13 protein-coding genes are annotated in these 13,602 nt (G+C 71.9%); 12 read left to right on the forward strand and 1 reads right to left on the reverse strand.

Translation table 11 applies throughout. From position 1 onward, the window contains the following. Positions 1-10: 10 nt before the first annotated feature. The 9 genes from VK611_10570 (at position 11) to VK611_10610 (ending at position 8,898) form a co-directional block, all read left to right on the forward strand. A complete protein-coding gene (locus VK611_10570; GenBank protein ID HMG41766.1) occupies positions 11-664 on the forward strand; it encodes a hypothetical protein in 654 nt (217 codons plus the stop codon). Continuing rightward, positions 661-1,164, forward strand: coding sequence for a YceD family protein (locus VK611_10575; GenBank protein ID HMG41767.1), 504 nt, complete (start codon positions 661-663; stop codon positions 1,162-1,164). Before VK611_10570 ends, VK611_10575 begins: the two co-directional genes overlap by 4 nt. 96 nt (positions 1,165-1,260) lie before the next feature. Next, positions 1,261-1,440 carry a 50S ribosomal protein L32 gene (rpmF, locus tag VK611_10580; protein HMG41768.1) on the forward strand — a complete coding sequence of 60 codons (180 nt, stop codon included), beginning with the start codon at positions 1,261-1,263 and terminating at the stop codon, positions 1,438-1,440. A gap of 42 nt (positions 1,441-1,482) precedes the next feature. Further along, positions 1,483-2,469, forward strand: a complete 987-nt coding sequence (gene plsX / locus VK611_10585) for a phosphate acyltransferase PlsX (protein HMG41769.1) — start codon at positions 1,483-1,485, stop codon at positions 2,467-2,469. Positions 2,470-2,561: 92 nt separating this feature from the next. Continuing rightward, the gene (locus tag VK611_10590) at positions 2,562-2,849 is read left to right on the forward strand and encodes a phosphopantetheine-binding protein (protein ID HMG41770.1); all 288 of its coding nucleotides are present in this window, start codon (positions 2,562-2,564) and stop codon (positions 2,847-2,849) included. A gap of 11 nt (positions 2,850-2,860) precedes the next feature. Beyond that, entirely contained in the window at positions 2,861-3,577 is a 717-nt protein-coding gene (gene rnc / locus VK611_10595) for a ribonuclease III (protein ID HMG41771.1), read from the forward strand. Then, entirely contained in the window at positions 3,570-4,412 is an 843-nt protein-coding gene (gene mutM, locus VK611_10600; GenBank protein HMG41772.1) for a bifunctional DNA-formamidopyrimidine glycosylase/DNA-(apurinic or apyrimidinic site) lyase, read from the forward strand. The genes rnc and mutM overlap by 8 nt, the downstream gene beginning before the upstream one ends. 72 nt (positions 4,413-4,484) lie before the next feature. Further along, entirely contained in the window at positions 4,485-8,198 is a 3,714-nt protein-coding gene (locus VK611_10605; protein HMG41773.1) for an AAA family ATPase, read from the forward strand. Position 8,199: 1 nt separating this feature from the next. After that, positions 8,200-8,898, forward strand: coding sequence for a GH25 family lysozyme (locus VK611_10610; protein HMG41774.1), 699 nt, complete (start codon positions 8,200-8,202; stop codon positions 8,896-8,898). 53 nt (positions 8,899-8,951) lie between these two features. On the opposite strand, the gene VK611_10615 is transcribed toward VK611_10610, so the two are convergent. Further along, positions 8,952-9,959, reverse strand: a complete 1,008-nt coding sequence (locus VK611_10615; protein HMG41775.1) for a ketoacyl-ACP synthase III family protein — start codon at positions 9,957-9,959, stop codon at positions 8,952-8,954. 70 nt (positions 9,960-10,029) lie between these two features. Between VK611_10615 and VK611_10620 the strand changes: the two genes are divergently transcribed. From VK611_10620 to VK611_10630, 3 genes are all read left to right on the forward strand, one after another. After that, entirely contained in the window at positions 10,030-11,307 is a 1,278-nt protein-coding gene (locus VK611_10620; protein ID HMG41776.1) for an amidohydrolase family protein, read from the forward strand. A gap of 96 nt (positions 11,308-11,403) precedes the next feature. After that, the gene (locus VK611_10625) at positions 11,404-12,837 is read left to right on the forward strand and encodes an aldehyde dehydrogenase family protein (GenBank protein HMG41777.1); all 1,434 of its coding nucleotides are present in this window, start codon (positions 11,404-11,406) and stop codon (positions 12,835-12,837) included. Continuing rightward, positions 12,825-13,556, forward strand: a complete 732-nt coding sequence (locus tag VK611_10630; GenBank protein ID HMG41778.1) for a class II aldolase/adducin family protein — start codon at positions 12,825-12,827, stop codon at positions 13,554-13,556. The genes VK611_10625 and VK611_10630 overlap by 13 nt, the downstream gene beginning before the upstream one ends. Positions 13,557-13,602 lie beyond the last annotated feature (46 nt).

Here is a 13,602-nt window from a genome sequence, read left to right on the forward strand (position 1 = left end):
GAAGGACCTGATGATCGAGGACGTCGACCATGAGGCGGGCTACGAGAGCGAGCTCGATGCCGAGCGCGACCTGGAGGAGCGCGTCGCGCGGCGCAGGCCCGGGGGCGACGTCGAGATGCTGCTGCGCGAGCTGCACGAGATGGTCGACCAGGCGCGGCCGTCGCCGCTGTCGACCGCGGTCAAAGTCGACCGCGACGTCGTGCTCGACATCCTCGACCAGGCCATCGAGCGCCTGCCCGAGGACCTCCGCGGCGCCCGCTGGCTGCTGAAGGAGCGCGACGAGTTCCTGGCGCGCACCCACCTCGAGGCCGACGAGATCCTCGTCGCGGCCCGCGGTCAGGCGGAGCGCATGGTGCAGCGCTCCGAGGTGTTGCGGTCGGCGGAGCAGAAGGCCCGGCGCATCGTCGAGCAGGCCCGGGCCGACGCGGCGCGCCTGAGCAGCGAGTGCGACGACTACTGCGACCAGCGCCTGGTGCAGCTCGAGGCGGTGCTGGAGCGGACGATGGCGGCGGTGTCGGCGGGGCGCGAGAAGCTGCGCCCGCAGCCGGCCGACGTGGGCAGCGACGTGTTCGGCGACGGCACGGCCGACGGTGGTGACGACGACGAGGACGACGAGTGCGACGAGGAGGCCGAAGACGGCTTCTTCGACCAGGATCGAGAGTGAGCCCGTTCGTCGTCCACCTGGGGGAGGCGCTGCGGACACCGGGCGCCCAGCACGACCTGCACCTGCAGGGCCACCTGCCGGGGGTCGCCCTGTCCAGCGCCCGCGTGCCGGACGACGCGGTGGTCACCCTCGACGGCACCGTCGAGGCGCTGGGCCAGACGGTGGTGGTGCAGGGCACGGCCCGGGCGCCGTGGGAGGGGGAGTGCCGGCGCTGCCTGGAGGCGACGTCGGGCGAGCTGGTGGTCGACCTGCGCGAGGTGTTCGAGCCCTCGCCCGTCGACGACGAGACCTACCCCATCGAGAACGAGCAGATCGACCTGGGCGTCGTGCTCCGCGAGCTGCTGGCGCTGGTCCTGCCGCTGGCGCCCCTGTGCCGTGACGACTGCCCCGGCCCCGACCCGGACGACCACCCGGTGGTCGCCGCGGACGACGCCGACGGCACCGCGCCGGCATCCGACCCCCGCTGGGGCGCATTGGACCAGCTGCGCTTCGACTCCTGAGGCGAACCTCCGCTAGCCTCTCCTCTTCGTGCGCTCGGCCCTCCGTGGCCGGGCGACCCTCTCTCCGTCTGCTCCAGGAAGACCTAAGACACCGCCATGGCCGTTCCCAAGAAGAAGACCTCCAAGGCGAAGAGCCGCAGCCGCCGTGCGAGCGCGTGGCGCCTCGACCAGCCGTCGCGCAGCGTCTGCCCGCAGTGCAACGCTGTGAAGCTGCCCCACGTGGTGTGCGGCAACTGCGGTTGGTACGGCGGTCGCCAGGCCATCGACGTCGACTGACGTTCGCCGGCCTGTACAACAAGAGTCTGAGGGGGACAGGCGATGTCGACGCTGCCGATCGCGCTCGATGCCATGGGGGGCGACAACGCCCCTGACGCCATCGTGGACGGCGCCCAGCGGGCGGTGCACGAGCTGGGTGTCACGATCACGCTGGTGGGCCAGCCCGAGGTGGTCGAGCGGCTGCGGGGCGGGTTGGAGCTGTTCCCCGCCTCCCAGGTGATCGCCATGGACGCCGACCCGGCGTCGAGCGTGCGCACCATGAAGGACTCGTCGCTGGTGCGCTCCGCCGAGCTGGTGCGCGACGGCAAGGCGTCGGCGATGGTCTCGGCCGGCAACACCGGGGCGACGATGGCCTCGGCGCTGCTGCGCATGGGCCGCATCAAGGGCGTCGCCCGCCCGGCGATCGCCACGCCGATCCCGGTGTTCGGCTCCACGCCGACGATCCTGCTGGACGCGGGCGCCAACGCCGAGTGCCAGCCGGCGTGGCTGGTGCAGTTCGCCCAGATGGGAGCGGTGTACGCCCGGGAGCGCTACGGCATCGCCGAGCCGCGGGTGGGCCTGCTGTCGATCGGCGAGGAGTCGACCAAGGGCACCCCGCTGGTGAAGGAGACCCACGAGCTGCTCGTCGCCGACGGTGCCCTGGCCAACGCCGGGGCGCGGTTCGTCGGCAACGTCGAGGGCCGCGACCTCATGACCTCCGACGTCGACGTGGTCGTCACCGACGGCTTCACCGGCAACGTCGCCCTCAAGACCCTCGAGGGTGGGATGAAGGCCCTCGTCACCGCCGTCGTCGGGGCGCTGAGCACCACCGAGGGCGCCGACAAGGCGCTCAACGGCCTGCTGCCGCTCTACCAGCAGGTCGATCCCGAGCAGCACGGCGGGGCGATGTTGCTGGGCGTGAACGGCGTGTGCATCATCAGCCACGGCTCGTCGTCGGCGACGGCGATCGTGAACGCAGTACGGGTGGCCCGTGATCTGGTGGAAGCCGGTCTCGTGGAGCACCTGCGGGCGGTCGTGGCGGCCGGCTGAGCCGCACCATCCACCACCGCCCGCGTTCACAAGCGCACAATCGCGCTCCCCGGTACACTGCGGCCGGTTCTGCCGACAACAGGAGAAAAAGCGTGCCCGCCGAGACCCATGTCGAACGTGGTCCGCTCGACCGCCAGCAGGTGTTCGAGCTGATCCGCGATCGTTTGGCCGACATCCTCGAAGTCGAGCCCACGGCCATCAACGAGGGCGATTCGTTCAGCGACGACCTCGAGGCCGATTCACTCGCTCTGATCGAGTTGGCCGAGGCCTTGGAGGAGGAGCTCAGCGAGCGGACCGTCGGCTTCCGCATCGAAGACGAGGATCTCGAAGACATCAAGACCGTCCGTGACGCGGTCGACTACGTGCTCGCTCGCGTTTGAAGGATTAGATCATCCAGCTCCCAGTCCCAGCGCTCGACAAGCTCGCAGCGCGCCTCGGTGTAGAACTACCTGCGACGGAGACCTTGGCGACCGCGCTCGTCCATCGGTCGTGGTGCGCGGAGAACCCCGGCCACGACTCCAACGAGCGTCTCGAGTTCCTCGGCGACGCCGTGCTGGGCGTGATCATCACCGACTTCTCGTTCCGGGAGTACCCGGAGCTGAGCGAGGGCGAGCTGACCGACGTGCGCAAGGCCGTCGTCAACGCGGTGACGTTGGCCGAGGTGGCCGACGAGCTCAGCCTGGGTGACCACCTGCTGCTGGGGAAGGGCGAGGAGCAGTCGGGGGGACGGGAGAAGCCGTCGATCCTGGCCGACGCCCTCGAAGCCGTGATCGGCGTCGTCTACATCGCCGCCGGCATGCCCGAGGCCAACAGCCTGGTGCTGCGGCTGCTGGGCAGCCGCGTCGCCGAGGCGCACGCCGGCGGTCCCGGCGGCCAGGACTACAAGAGCCGCCTCCAGGAGCTGGTGGCCCGGCACTTCGACGAACCGCCCCGCTACCACACCGATGCCGAGGGCCCCGATCACGCCCGGCGGTTCCACACCACTGTGTCCGTCGTGGGGCTGCCCCGCGGCAGCGGCGACGGACGATCCAAGAAGCAGGCCGAGCAGGTCGCAGCGCGGGACGCCTACGCCACGCTCGTGGCCGAGCTTGAGGAGCAAGATGCCTGAGTTGCCCGAGATCGAGACCGTGCGCCGCGGCCTCGAACGCGAGACCGTCGGTCGACGGGTCAAGACGGCCGACGTGCGCACCACCAAGTTGGTGCGTCGCAACGGGCCCAAGAAGAACTTCCAGGCGCGCCTCGAGGGCACGAAGTTCAAGAGCGTCGACCGCAAGGGCTCGTTGCTGGTCGCCAACCTCGACAGCTCCGACCTGCTGGTGTTCGACCTGGGCGAGTCGGGCCAGATACTGCGGGCCGCGCCGAAGGAGCCGGTGGAGCCCGGCACCGAGCTGGTCGTGTCGTTCACGCAGGGCGGGCAGCTGCGGGTGATCGATCCGGAGGGCCTCAGCGAGGTGTTCGTGGTCGACGCCGGCGGGCTGCTCGACGAGGTGCCCGAGCTGCGCGACCTGGGCCTCGACCCGGTGGCGTCGCCGGTGTCGTGGACCTCGTTCGCCCAGGCCCTGGTGAACCGCCGCGGCGACAAGCTCAAGGGCCTGCTGATGGACCAGAGCTTCGTGGTCGGGCTGGGCGAGGTCTACACCGACGAGATCCTCTACGACGCCGGCCTGCGGGCCGACCGCGAGGTGGCGACGCTGTCGACGATGGAGATCCGCCGCCTGTACCGGTCGCTGGTCGAGATCCTGCACGAGGCGACCAAGCACCACGGCACGTCGATCGACGACCTGCACCCGTTCGTCGACATCCACGGCAAGCCGGGCTCGTTCCAGGACGAGCTCGAGGTCTGGGGCCGGACCGGCGAAGCCTGCCGGAGATGTCGGGGTACCGTGGGCAAGTCCCGGGTAGGCGGTCGGACGACGTTCGCCTGTCCGAGCTGCCAGGTCTGACTTCTTCCGGGTTTCTGGGTTCCTGCCTGGTAGTCCCCGTGCTGGCGGCCGGGCCTACGTAACCTGCATGCGATGTTCCTCAAGGCGCTGACGCTCAAGGGCTTCAAGTCCTTCGCCGACAACACGACTCTCGATTTCGAGCCCGGCGTCACCGTCGTCGTGGGGCCCAACGGATCGGGCAAGTCGAACGTGGTCGACGCCATCGGCTGGGTGCTGGGCGCCCAGGCGCCGTCCGCCGTGCGCAGTCAGAAGATGGACGACGTCATCTTCGCCGGCACCACCAAGCGACCGGCGCTGGGCCGGGCCGAGGTGTCGATCACCATCGACAACACCGCCGGCCTGCTGCCGATCGACTTCAACGAGGTCACCGTCACCCGCACGCTGTGGCGCTCGGGCGACAGCGAGTACGCCATCAACAACGTGCCCTGCCGTCTCCTCGACGTGCAGGAGCTGTTCAGCGACACCGGCGTGGGCCGCCAGCAGCACGTGATCGTCGGGCAGGGCCAGATCGACGCGGTGCTCAACGCCCGCCCCGAGGACCGGCGCACGGTCATCGAGGAGGCTGCCGGCGTGCTCAAGCACCGGCGCCGCAAGGAGCGCTCCGAGCGCCGGCTCACCGCCACCGAGGGCAACCTCGTCCGCCTGCAGGACCTGCAGCGCGAGGTGCGCCGCCAGCTCCGCCCGCTGGAGAAGCAGGCCGACGCGGCCCGCCGCCACGGTTCGGTGGTGACCGAGCTGCGGGCGCTGCAGGTCTACGCCGCCGGTCGCGACCTGGCCACGCTGCGACGGCGCCTGGCCGAGGCGACCGCGGCGAAGGCCGAGGCCGCGGGGGAGGACCGCATGGTCCGCCAGCGCCTCGGCGAGCTCGACGCCACGGTGCTGGCCGCCGAGGCCGAGCTGTCGGCGCTGGGCGGCGACGACCTGGGCGACGCTCTGGCGCGGGTGGAGGCGCTGCGGGAGAAGGCCCATGGCCTCACGGCGCTGCTGGGCGAGCGGCTCAAGGGTCTGGAGCGCGAGCGCGAGGCGTTCGTCGACCAGGGCGTGATCGCCAGCCTGGAGGCCGACGCGGCCCGGCTGGAGGGCGAGCTGGGCGCCCTCGACGGCACCGAGCAGCAGCTCGCCCCCGAGGCCGACGAGCTGGCGAGCGACGAGACCGCGCTGGACGAGGCCCGCCGCACGTTCGAAGAGACGTGGGCCGAGGGCGTCCCGACCCCGTCGGGCAAGGCGGCCGAGGTCCGCGGTGAGCTGACCGCCCTCGGGAAGACCCACCAGCGGGGCACGGCCGAGCTCGACCGGGCCCGCCAGCGCCTCGACCGCCTGGCCGAGAAGGTCGAGCGCCTCGACGCCGAGGTCGAGCGCCTGACCGGTGAGAACGCCGAGGCCGAGGCCTCCGAGGGCGACGTCGTCGTGGCTCGGGAGGCCGCCGAGAAGGCCCTCGCCACGGCCGAGGAGGCCGCCGAGAACGCAGTGGCCGGCGCCGAGGAGGCCGTCGAGATGGCCGTGGCCGGCGCCGGGGAGGCCGCTGAGATGGCGGTGGCCGGCGCCGAACAGGCCTGCGTCGCCGCCGAGGAGGTGGTGGCCGGCGCCGATGAGGCCGACCGGGCCGCCCAGGCCGAGCGCACCCAGTGGGAGGCCAAGGTCGAGGCCCTGTCGCTGGCACTCGACGACGCCCGTACCCGGGCCGGTGTCGAGCGCCTGGCCGGCGTCGACGGCGTCGTCGGCACCCTGCTCGACCTGGTCGAGATCGACCCGGGCTGGGAGCCCGCCTTCGAGGCCGCCTGCGGTGAGGCCCTGGCCGCCGTGGTGGTCGGCTCGGTGGATGCCGGGCGCGCCGCTGTCGAGATCCTGGCCCAGGGCGACCTGCCGGGCGCCGTGCTGGCGCTGGAGGCCGCCCGCCCCACCCGCGGCGCCGACCTCCCGGCGGGAGGCGAGCGGGTCCGTACGCACGTGCACCCCCGTCGCCCCGAGGTGGCTCCGCTGCTCGACGCCCTGGTGGGCACGGCGGTCGTGGTCGACGGCGGCTGGGCGGGTGCCATCGAGACCGCCGTGGCCCACCCCGACGCCGTGGTCGTCACCCGCGAGGGCGGCCGCTTCGCCGCCGAGGGCTGGCGGGCCGTCACCGCCACCACCGGCGCCACGGGCGCCGCGCTCGACGAGGCCACCGCCAAGGCCGAGGCGGCGCGGGCCGTGGCCGAGGAGACCCGGGCCGTCGCCGCCGAGGCCACCGCCCGCCGGCGCGAGGCCACCGCCGCCCGCGACGCGGCCCGCAAGGACGCCGAAGCCGCCCGCGATCAGGTTCGCAAGGACGCCACCGCCGCCCGCGACGCGGCCCGCAGGGAGGCCGACGCCGCCCGGGACGCGGCCCGCAAGGCCGACGACGTCGCCCGCCGCCGGCTCGAGGACCTCCGCCGCCAGCTGGCCACGAACAACGACACGATCGCCCGCTCCACCAAGGACCGCGACGAGGCCCGTGCCGAGGCCGCGTCGGTGTCGTCCCAGCTGGAGGAAGCCACCGAGCGGATCGCCCGCGAGGGCGGCCGCGTCGGCGAGCTGGAGCTGCTGCTCCCGGCGCTGGAAGCCGAGGAGGCCGATCTCACCCAGCGGGCCCAGGCCATGGCGCAGGCCCGGCGCCAGCTCGAGGAGCGGGTCACGGCGCTCGGCGCCCGTCGCCAGGACATCGAGGTGCGCCGGGCTGCCATCACCGACCGCCGCGGCTTCCTGGGCCAGCGGCTCACCGAGGTGCGCGAGCGGCTGGCCCGCACGTCGGAGGCGTGGAACGAGGCCAAGGAGCGCCGGGTCGAGCTGGACCGCACGCAGGCCGTGCTGGAGCGGCTGAGCGCCTTCGTCGCCGAGCGGGCCGCCCTGGTGCAGGAGCACCACGTCGACCTGCAGGAGCGCCGCCGCAAGCAGACCGACGCCCACCGGGTCCTCACGACGCATCTCGACGGCGCGCGCCGGCAGCGGATCGAGTCGGAGCGCACGCTCGAGAACGCCCGGGAGCGGGGCCGTCGAGCCGAGCTGGAGGAGGCCGAGGTGCGGCTGCGGCTGGAGCAGGCCACCGAGCTGTGCCGCACCCAGCTCGACGTCGAGCCCCACGCCGCCATCAACGCCGAGCCGCCCGAGCTGCCCGACGGCGTGCCCGCCGCGGCCCGCATCCGCGAGCTGGAGCGCGACCTCAAGCTCATGGGCCCGATCAACCCGCTGGCCCTGGAGGAGTTCGACGCTCTGCAGGAGCGCTACGGCTTCCTGCAGGAGCAGCTCGACGACGTGAAGTCGTCGCGGCGGGAGCTGGCGAAGGTCATCCGGGCGGTCGACGAGGAGATCGTGCGGGTCTTCGCCGCCGCCTACGCCGACGTGAGCGAGAACTTCGTGCAGCTGTTCCAGATGCTGTTCCCGGGGGGCCAGGGCGGGCTGCGGCTCACCAACCCGGACGACCTGCTCAACTGCGGCATCGAGATCGAGGCCAAGCCGTCGGGCAAGAACGTGAAGAAGCTGTCGCTGCTCTCCGGTGGCGAGCGGTCGCTGACGGCGCTGGCGTTCCTGTTCGCCGTGTTCCGCAGCCGCCCGTCGCCCTTCTACGTGATGGACGAGGTCGAGGCCGCCCTCGACGACGTCAACCTGCACCGCTTCCTCGACCTCATCGCCGAGTTCCGCCAGGAGGCGCAGCTGGTGGTCGTCAGCCACCAGAAGCGCACGATGGAAGCCGCCGACTGCCTCTACGGCGTCACGATGCAGCCCGCGGGTTCCTCCAAGGTCATCAGCGAAAAGGTCACCGCCGGCGCCTGACGTGGCGTGGCCTCGTCGTCGTCGCTGGCTGTTCGTCGCGGCCGGTGTGCTGGCCGTGCTGCTGGTCGTCGGTCTCGTGGGCCGGTACCGGTGGCTACCCGAGTACCGCCCGGCGCTGCGCGACGGCGAGCGCTACGGCGTCGACGTCTCGCACCACCAGGGCGAGATCGACTGGGCCCGGGTGGCCGACGACGACATCGGGTTCGCCTACATCAAGGCGACCGAGGGCGGTGACTTCGTCGACGCCTCGTTCGAGCGGAACTGGCACGGCGCCGACGCGGCGGGGCTCGACCGGGGGGCGTACCACTTCTTCACCTTGTGCCGGCCGGGCGACGAGCAGGCCGAGAACTTCCTGGCCACGGTGCCTTCGGACCCCGAGGCGCTGCCGCCGGTGGTCGACCTGGAGCTGGCCGGCAACTGCTCGGAGCGGCAGGCCTCGACCGAGGTCGAGCGGGAGCTGAGGACCTTCCTGCGCGCCGTCGAGTCGGAGACCGGCGAGGAGGTCGTCCTCTACGTCGGCGCCGACTTCGAGGGCCGCTACCACCTCCGCGACGAGCTGGCGCGCCCGGTGTGGCATCGCCGGATCCTCCTCCGCCCCGACGTCGCCGACTGGTGGATCTGGCAGTTCCACGACCGGGCGTCGATCGACGGCATCGGCGGCGACGCCGACCTCAACGTCATGCGCGGCGAGCGTCCCTGATGCGGGTGTAGCCGGACGAGAGGGCAGGGCTGAGCGAGGCGACCCGCTGGGCTTCAGCAGCATTCGACCACGGCAGCGGAGAAGGTGTAGCCGACGCCGGCAGCGATGAGCAGGACGAGGTCCCCGGGTCCGATCTGGCCGGTTCTGAGCAGGTGGTCGAGGCCGGCGGCCTGGTCGCCGGCCCCGAGGTGGCCGGTCACCCGGCCGAGATCGTCCCAGGTGGTGCGCTCCCGCTCCACCCCGATCATGTCGAACATCTCCTCCTGGCCGCCGCCTCGTTGCATGAAGGGGAGGGACACCTTGGCGAGGTCGTCGAGCGCAGCGTCGGCGTCGTCGAGGGCTTCGCTCAGGACCGCTCGGACGTGCTCGGACAGCACGTCGAAGTCGGCCTCGGGTCGGAGCTCCATGGCGGCCTGGTAGCGGTCGAGTCCGGGGGCCGGTCGCCGCAGCGCTGGTCCGTCGGAGAAGGGTGACGATCCTCGGCCGAGCCACTCGAAGCTGGTGTCGGAGCGAAAGGCGCTCGACCGGAGGCGGCACTTCGCCGGCTGGTTGGTCACCACGAGCGCCGACGCTCCGTCGCCGAGGACGCACTGGGGCTCGGTGTGCCATCGATCGATGTGGGGGCCGGCAAACCGGTCCGCGGTCGTCACCAGCACCCAGGCCGGTCGAGATGCGGCGCGCACATGGGCGGCGGCCAGGTGCAGGGTTCCGAGCCCGCCGTTGGATCGCTGGTCGACATCGAAGGTCACGGCGGAGGGCCCTGCCGTCCGTGAACCGATGTAGGCCGCAGGGGTCCACATGTCGTGACCCTGGAACCACACGCTCGCGTGGAGGACGACGTCGATGCAGGTCGGGTCGATCCCGGCGTCGTCGATGGCGTCGAGCCCGGCGGCCACCGCCATCTCGGGTGGGTGCTCGTGCTCGGCGACCGGGAGGTGGGTGACGCCGAGGATCTCCGCGCGGGCCCGCTGCACGACCCCGGCCTCCACCGCCTCCTCCACGGGACGCCGCGGAGGGAACCAGGACCCCGCGCCGGCGATGAAGACGTCACCCCAGCGCACTGTGCTCCCGTCCCCTTGACACCAGCGGCCGTCTCCGTCGATGCTCCATCGACCGGAAGGATAATCACGAATGCAGACGAATAATCGACCAGGGCTGAGGAACGGCGGTTCGTCGGATGCGGCGATCCGCGACATCGCGGCGGGCAACTCGCGGACGTCGGTGACGTTCCTCCCGGAGCCGGCGCGCCGGGAGCGGTGGCACCTGTTGATCTCGGCCGACGATCACGTCGTCGAGCCGGCGCACCTCTTCGAGGGGCGTGTGCCCCGGGCGCTGGCGGACCGGGCGCCGCGGATCGTGGAGACCGATACCGGGGATCAGGAGTGGGTCTACGAGGGGTCGCGGCAGTCGCAGATGGGCCTCTCGGCGGTCGCCGGTCGCCCGATCTCGGAGTGCACCAACGAGCCGACCCGGTTCGAGCACATGCGCCGAGGTGCGTGGGATCCGACTGCTCGCGTGGCGGACATGGACACCGACGGGGTCTACGCCTCGGTCAACTTCGCGTCGGCCCTGTGCGGCTTCGCCGGCCAACGCCTCCAGCTGGGGGTCGATGCCGAATTGGGCCTGGCCGTGCTGCGCGCCTGGAACAGCTGGTTCCTGGAGGAGTGGTCGGGGAGCCACCCCGATCGGTTCATCCCGTGCCAGCTCCCGTGGCTGGGTGATCCCGACGTGGCCGCGAGTGAGATCCGGGCCAACGCGGCGCGGGGCTACAAGGCCGTCGCTTTCACCGAAGGGCCGCACGAGCTCGGTCTGCCCAGCCTGCACAGCGGGCACTGGGACCCGTTCTTCGAGGCGTGTGAGGAGACGGGGACCGTCGTGTGCCTCCACGTGGGGTCGTCGTCGACCATCCCCACGACCGCCCCGGACGCACCCGGCGACACCATCGCCGCGCTGTTCTTCGGCTACTCGATGTTCTTCACCGTCGACTGGTTGTTCTCGCAGGTGCCCATCCGGTTCCCGGGGCTGCGGATCGTGATGGCGGAGGGTGGCCTCGGTTGGGTGCCGGGGCTGATGGACCGCCTGGTGCACATGGAGCGCTACCAGCAGATCTTCGGGTCCTGGGACCGGCGCGGCCCGACACCCCTCGAGGTCCTCCGGCGCAACTTCTACTTCTGCGTCATCGAGGACGCGATGACCCTGCGGATAGCCGACTCGGTCGGCGTGGACCGGATCCTCGTCGAGTCGGACTACCCGCACCTCGACTCGACGTGGCCCGACACCCAGCCGGTGATGTGGGGCCAGCTGGGTCGGCTCGCTCCCGATGCCAGGGAGGCGATCGCCTGGCGCAACGCCGCCGCGCTCTTCCGGCACGAGGTGACGCCGGCGCAGGTCGACGCCTTCCTCACCTGACGTGCGTCCCCACACCGGTCCAGTCGGCCCGTTGTGACCGACCCAACGACAAGGAGCCCGGCAATGAGCCGATCTGGAGCACCCCGACACGACTTGGTGATCGCTGGATCGCGGGTGGCGCCCGACGACGGGCACTACCCCCTGGTGAACCCCGCCACCGAAGAGGTCCTCGCCTACGCGCCGGAGGCCTCCGCCACCCAGGTCCGCCAGTCGGTGGGTGCCGCCCGGGAGGCGTTGGGTGCATGGTCGTCGACGTCACCCGGCGAGCGATCCCGGATCCTGAAGCGGACGGCGGACCTGCTCGTCGAGCGGACGGACGAGCTGGTCGAGCTCGGCTGTGCCGAGACCGGCGCGACCGAGCCGGTGTTCCGGGGCATGCACGTCGCGGCGACAGCGGCCCGCTTCCGGCGCTACGCCCGGGCCGCGACCCAACCGCTCGACGGGGTGCTCGATCCGATCTCGATGCCCGACACGATCCTCGGTCCCGGCGGCTACGTGTCGGCGGTGACGGTGCGCCAGCCGGTCGGCGTCGTCGGGGCGATCACCTCGTACAACAACCCCCTGGCCAACACGGCGGGGAAGCTGGCGCCGGCGCTGGCGATGGGCAACACCGTCGTGGTCAAGCCGGCTCCCCAGGATCCGCTGTGCGTGCTCATGCTCGCCGACCTCCTTGCCGAGGCCGGACTCCCCGCCGGGGTCTGCAGCGTCGTCACGGGCTCCGGGCCGGAGGTGGGCGCCGCACTCGTGGACGCCGACGTGGACATGGTCTCCTTCACCGGCAGCTCCGAGGTGGGCGCCCGCATCGCCGGGAACGCCGGGCCCCAGATGAAGCGGCAGCTCATGGAGCTCGGCGGGAAGGGGGCGGCCATCGTCACCGACGACGCCGACCTGGCCTCGGCTGTGCGGGGCATCGAGACGGTGTGGACGTTCTACAGCGGGCAGATCTGCACGGCACCGACCCGGGTGGTGGCGGACAGGGCCGTGGCCGGCGAGCTCGTCGAGCGGCTGGCGAAGCGGGCGGCCGAGCTCGGTGTCGGCGACCCCCGCGACTCGGCGAACGACGTCGGGCCGGTCATCTCGGCTGCTCATCGTGAGCGGGTGGAGCGCTTCGTCCGGCTCGGCCGCGAGGAAGGGGCGAGCCTCGTCGCCGGCGGTGCCCGTCCCCAGCTCGAGCGGGGCTTCTACGTGGCGCCGACGCTGTTCGTGGACGTCACGAACGACATGGCGATCGCTCGGGAAGAGGTCTTCGGGCCCGTCGTCGTCGTCATCGCCGTGGACGGCGACGAGGAGGCGATCGGCGTCGCCAACGACTCCGACTACGGGTTGATCGACTACGTGTGGAGCGCCGACGTCCGACGGGCGCAGCGGATCGGCCGTCGGCTGCGCGCCGGCGGGGTGCAGATCAACAGTGCGGTCCGGCACATGGAGGCGCCTTTCGGCGGGTTCAAGCGCTCGGGGATCGGGCGCGACTGCGGCGACTTCGCGATGACGGCCTACAGCGAGCTGCAGTCGCTCACGTGGGTGTCGTGACGGTGCAGGCGCCCGCCGACGAGGAGTCGCTCCGGTTCACGGTCGCCGCCGCCCGGAGGATGCTGGGCCGTTCCGGGTGCGACAGCGGGGTGGCAGGCCACGTGTCGGCCCGCGTCGACGGAGAGGATGCCTTCTGGGTCTCGGCCTTCGAGTACTGCGACGAGACGCGCCCCGAGACCCTCGTGAAGTCGTCCTTCGACCTCGAGAGGGTCGCCGGCGATCGGGATCCGTCGCCTGCCGTCGAGTTCCACGCCGCGATCTACCGGGCCCGTCCCGACGTCCGGTCCGTCATCCACACCCACTCCCATTGGGTGTCGGTGCTGGCGACGACCGGGCGGACGGTCGGCCTCTACAACGTCGGGGCCGTCCTCTTCGATGACGACCAGGTCTTCGTCGAGGACGACGGCTCGACGCCACCGGTCCACGGGCCGCGACTCGCGAAGCTGCTCGGTGACCGGCGGGTGCTGATCATCCGCAACCACGGGGCGATTATCGCCTCGCAGTCGGTCGAGCGAGCCGCGATCGAGGCGATCACACTCGAGGAGACCGCGCGCTATGACCTCGAAGCGAGGTCGGTGGGCGGTGAGGAGCTCACGTCCGCCTACGTGGCGCTCACCCGACCGGAGTACGAGCGCTACTACCTGCCGCACATGTGGGCGGCGAACCTGCGACGCCTCCGCCGGACCGATCCGGACCTGTTCGGCGACGGCCTCCCTTGACACGACCTGCTCCGCCGAGCACTATCGCCCTAGGGCGGCTATTCGC

It is taken from the genome of Acidimicrobiales bacterium, assembly GCA_035316325.1.
Classification (GTDB): domain Bacteria; phylum Actinomycetota; class Acidimicrobiia; order Acidimicrobiales; family VFJN01; genus DASXTK01.

Bases quoted from the DNA above. Each gene is read 5' to 3' on its own strand.
- plsX (HMG41769.1), top strand. From the start codon at position 1,483: ATGTCGACGCTGCCGATCGCGCTCGATGCCATGGGGGGCGACAACGCC.
- VK611_10605 (HMG41773.1), top strand. From the start codon at position 4,485: ATGTTCCTCAAGGCGCTGACGCTCAAGGGCTTCAAGTCCTTCGCCGAC.
- rpmF (HMG41768.1), top strand. From the start codon at position 1,261: ATGGCCGTTCCCAAGAAGAAGACCTCCAAGGCGAAGAGCCGCAGCCGC.
- VK611_10620 (HMG41776.1), top strand. From the start codon at position 10,030: ATGCAGACGAATAATCGACCAGGGCTGAGGAACGGCGGTTCGTCGGAT.
- VK611_10570 (HMG41766.1), top strand. From the start codon at position 11: ATGATCGAGGACGTCGACCATGAGGCGGGCTACGAGAGCGAGCTCGAT.
- mutM (HMG41772.1), top strand. From the start codon at position 3,570: ATGCCTGAGTTGCCCGAGATCGAGACCGTGCGCCGCGGCCTCGAACGC.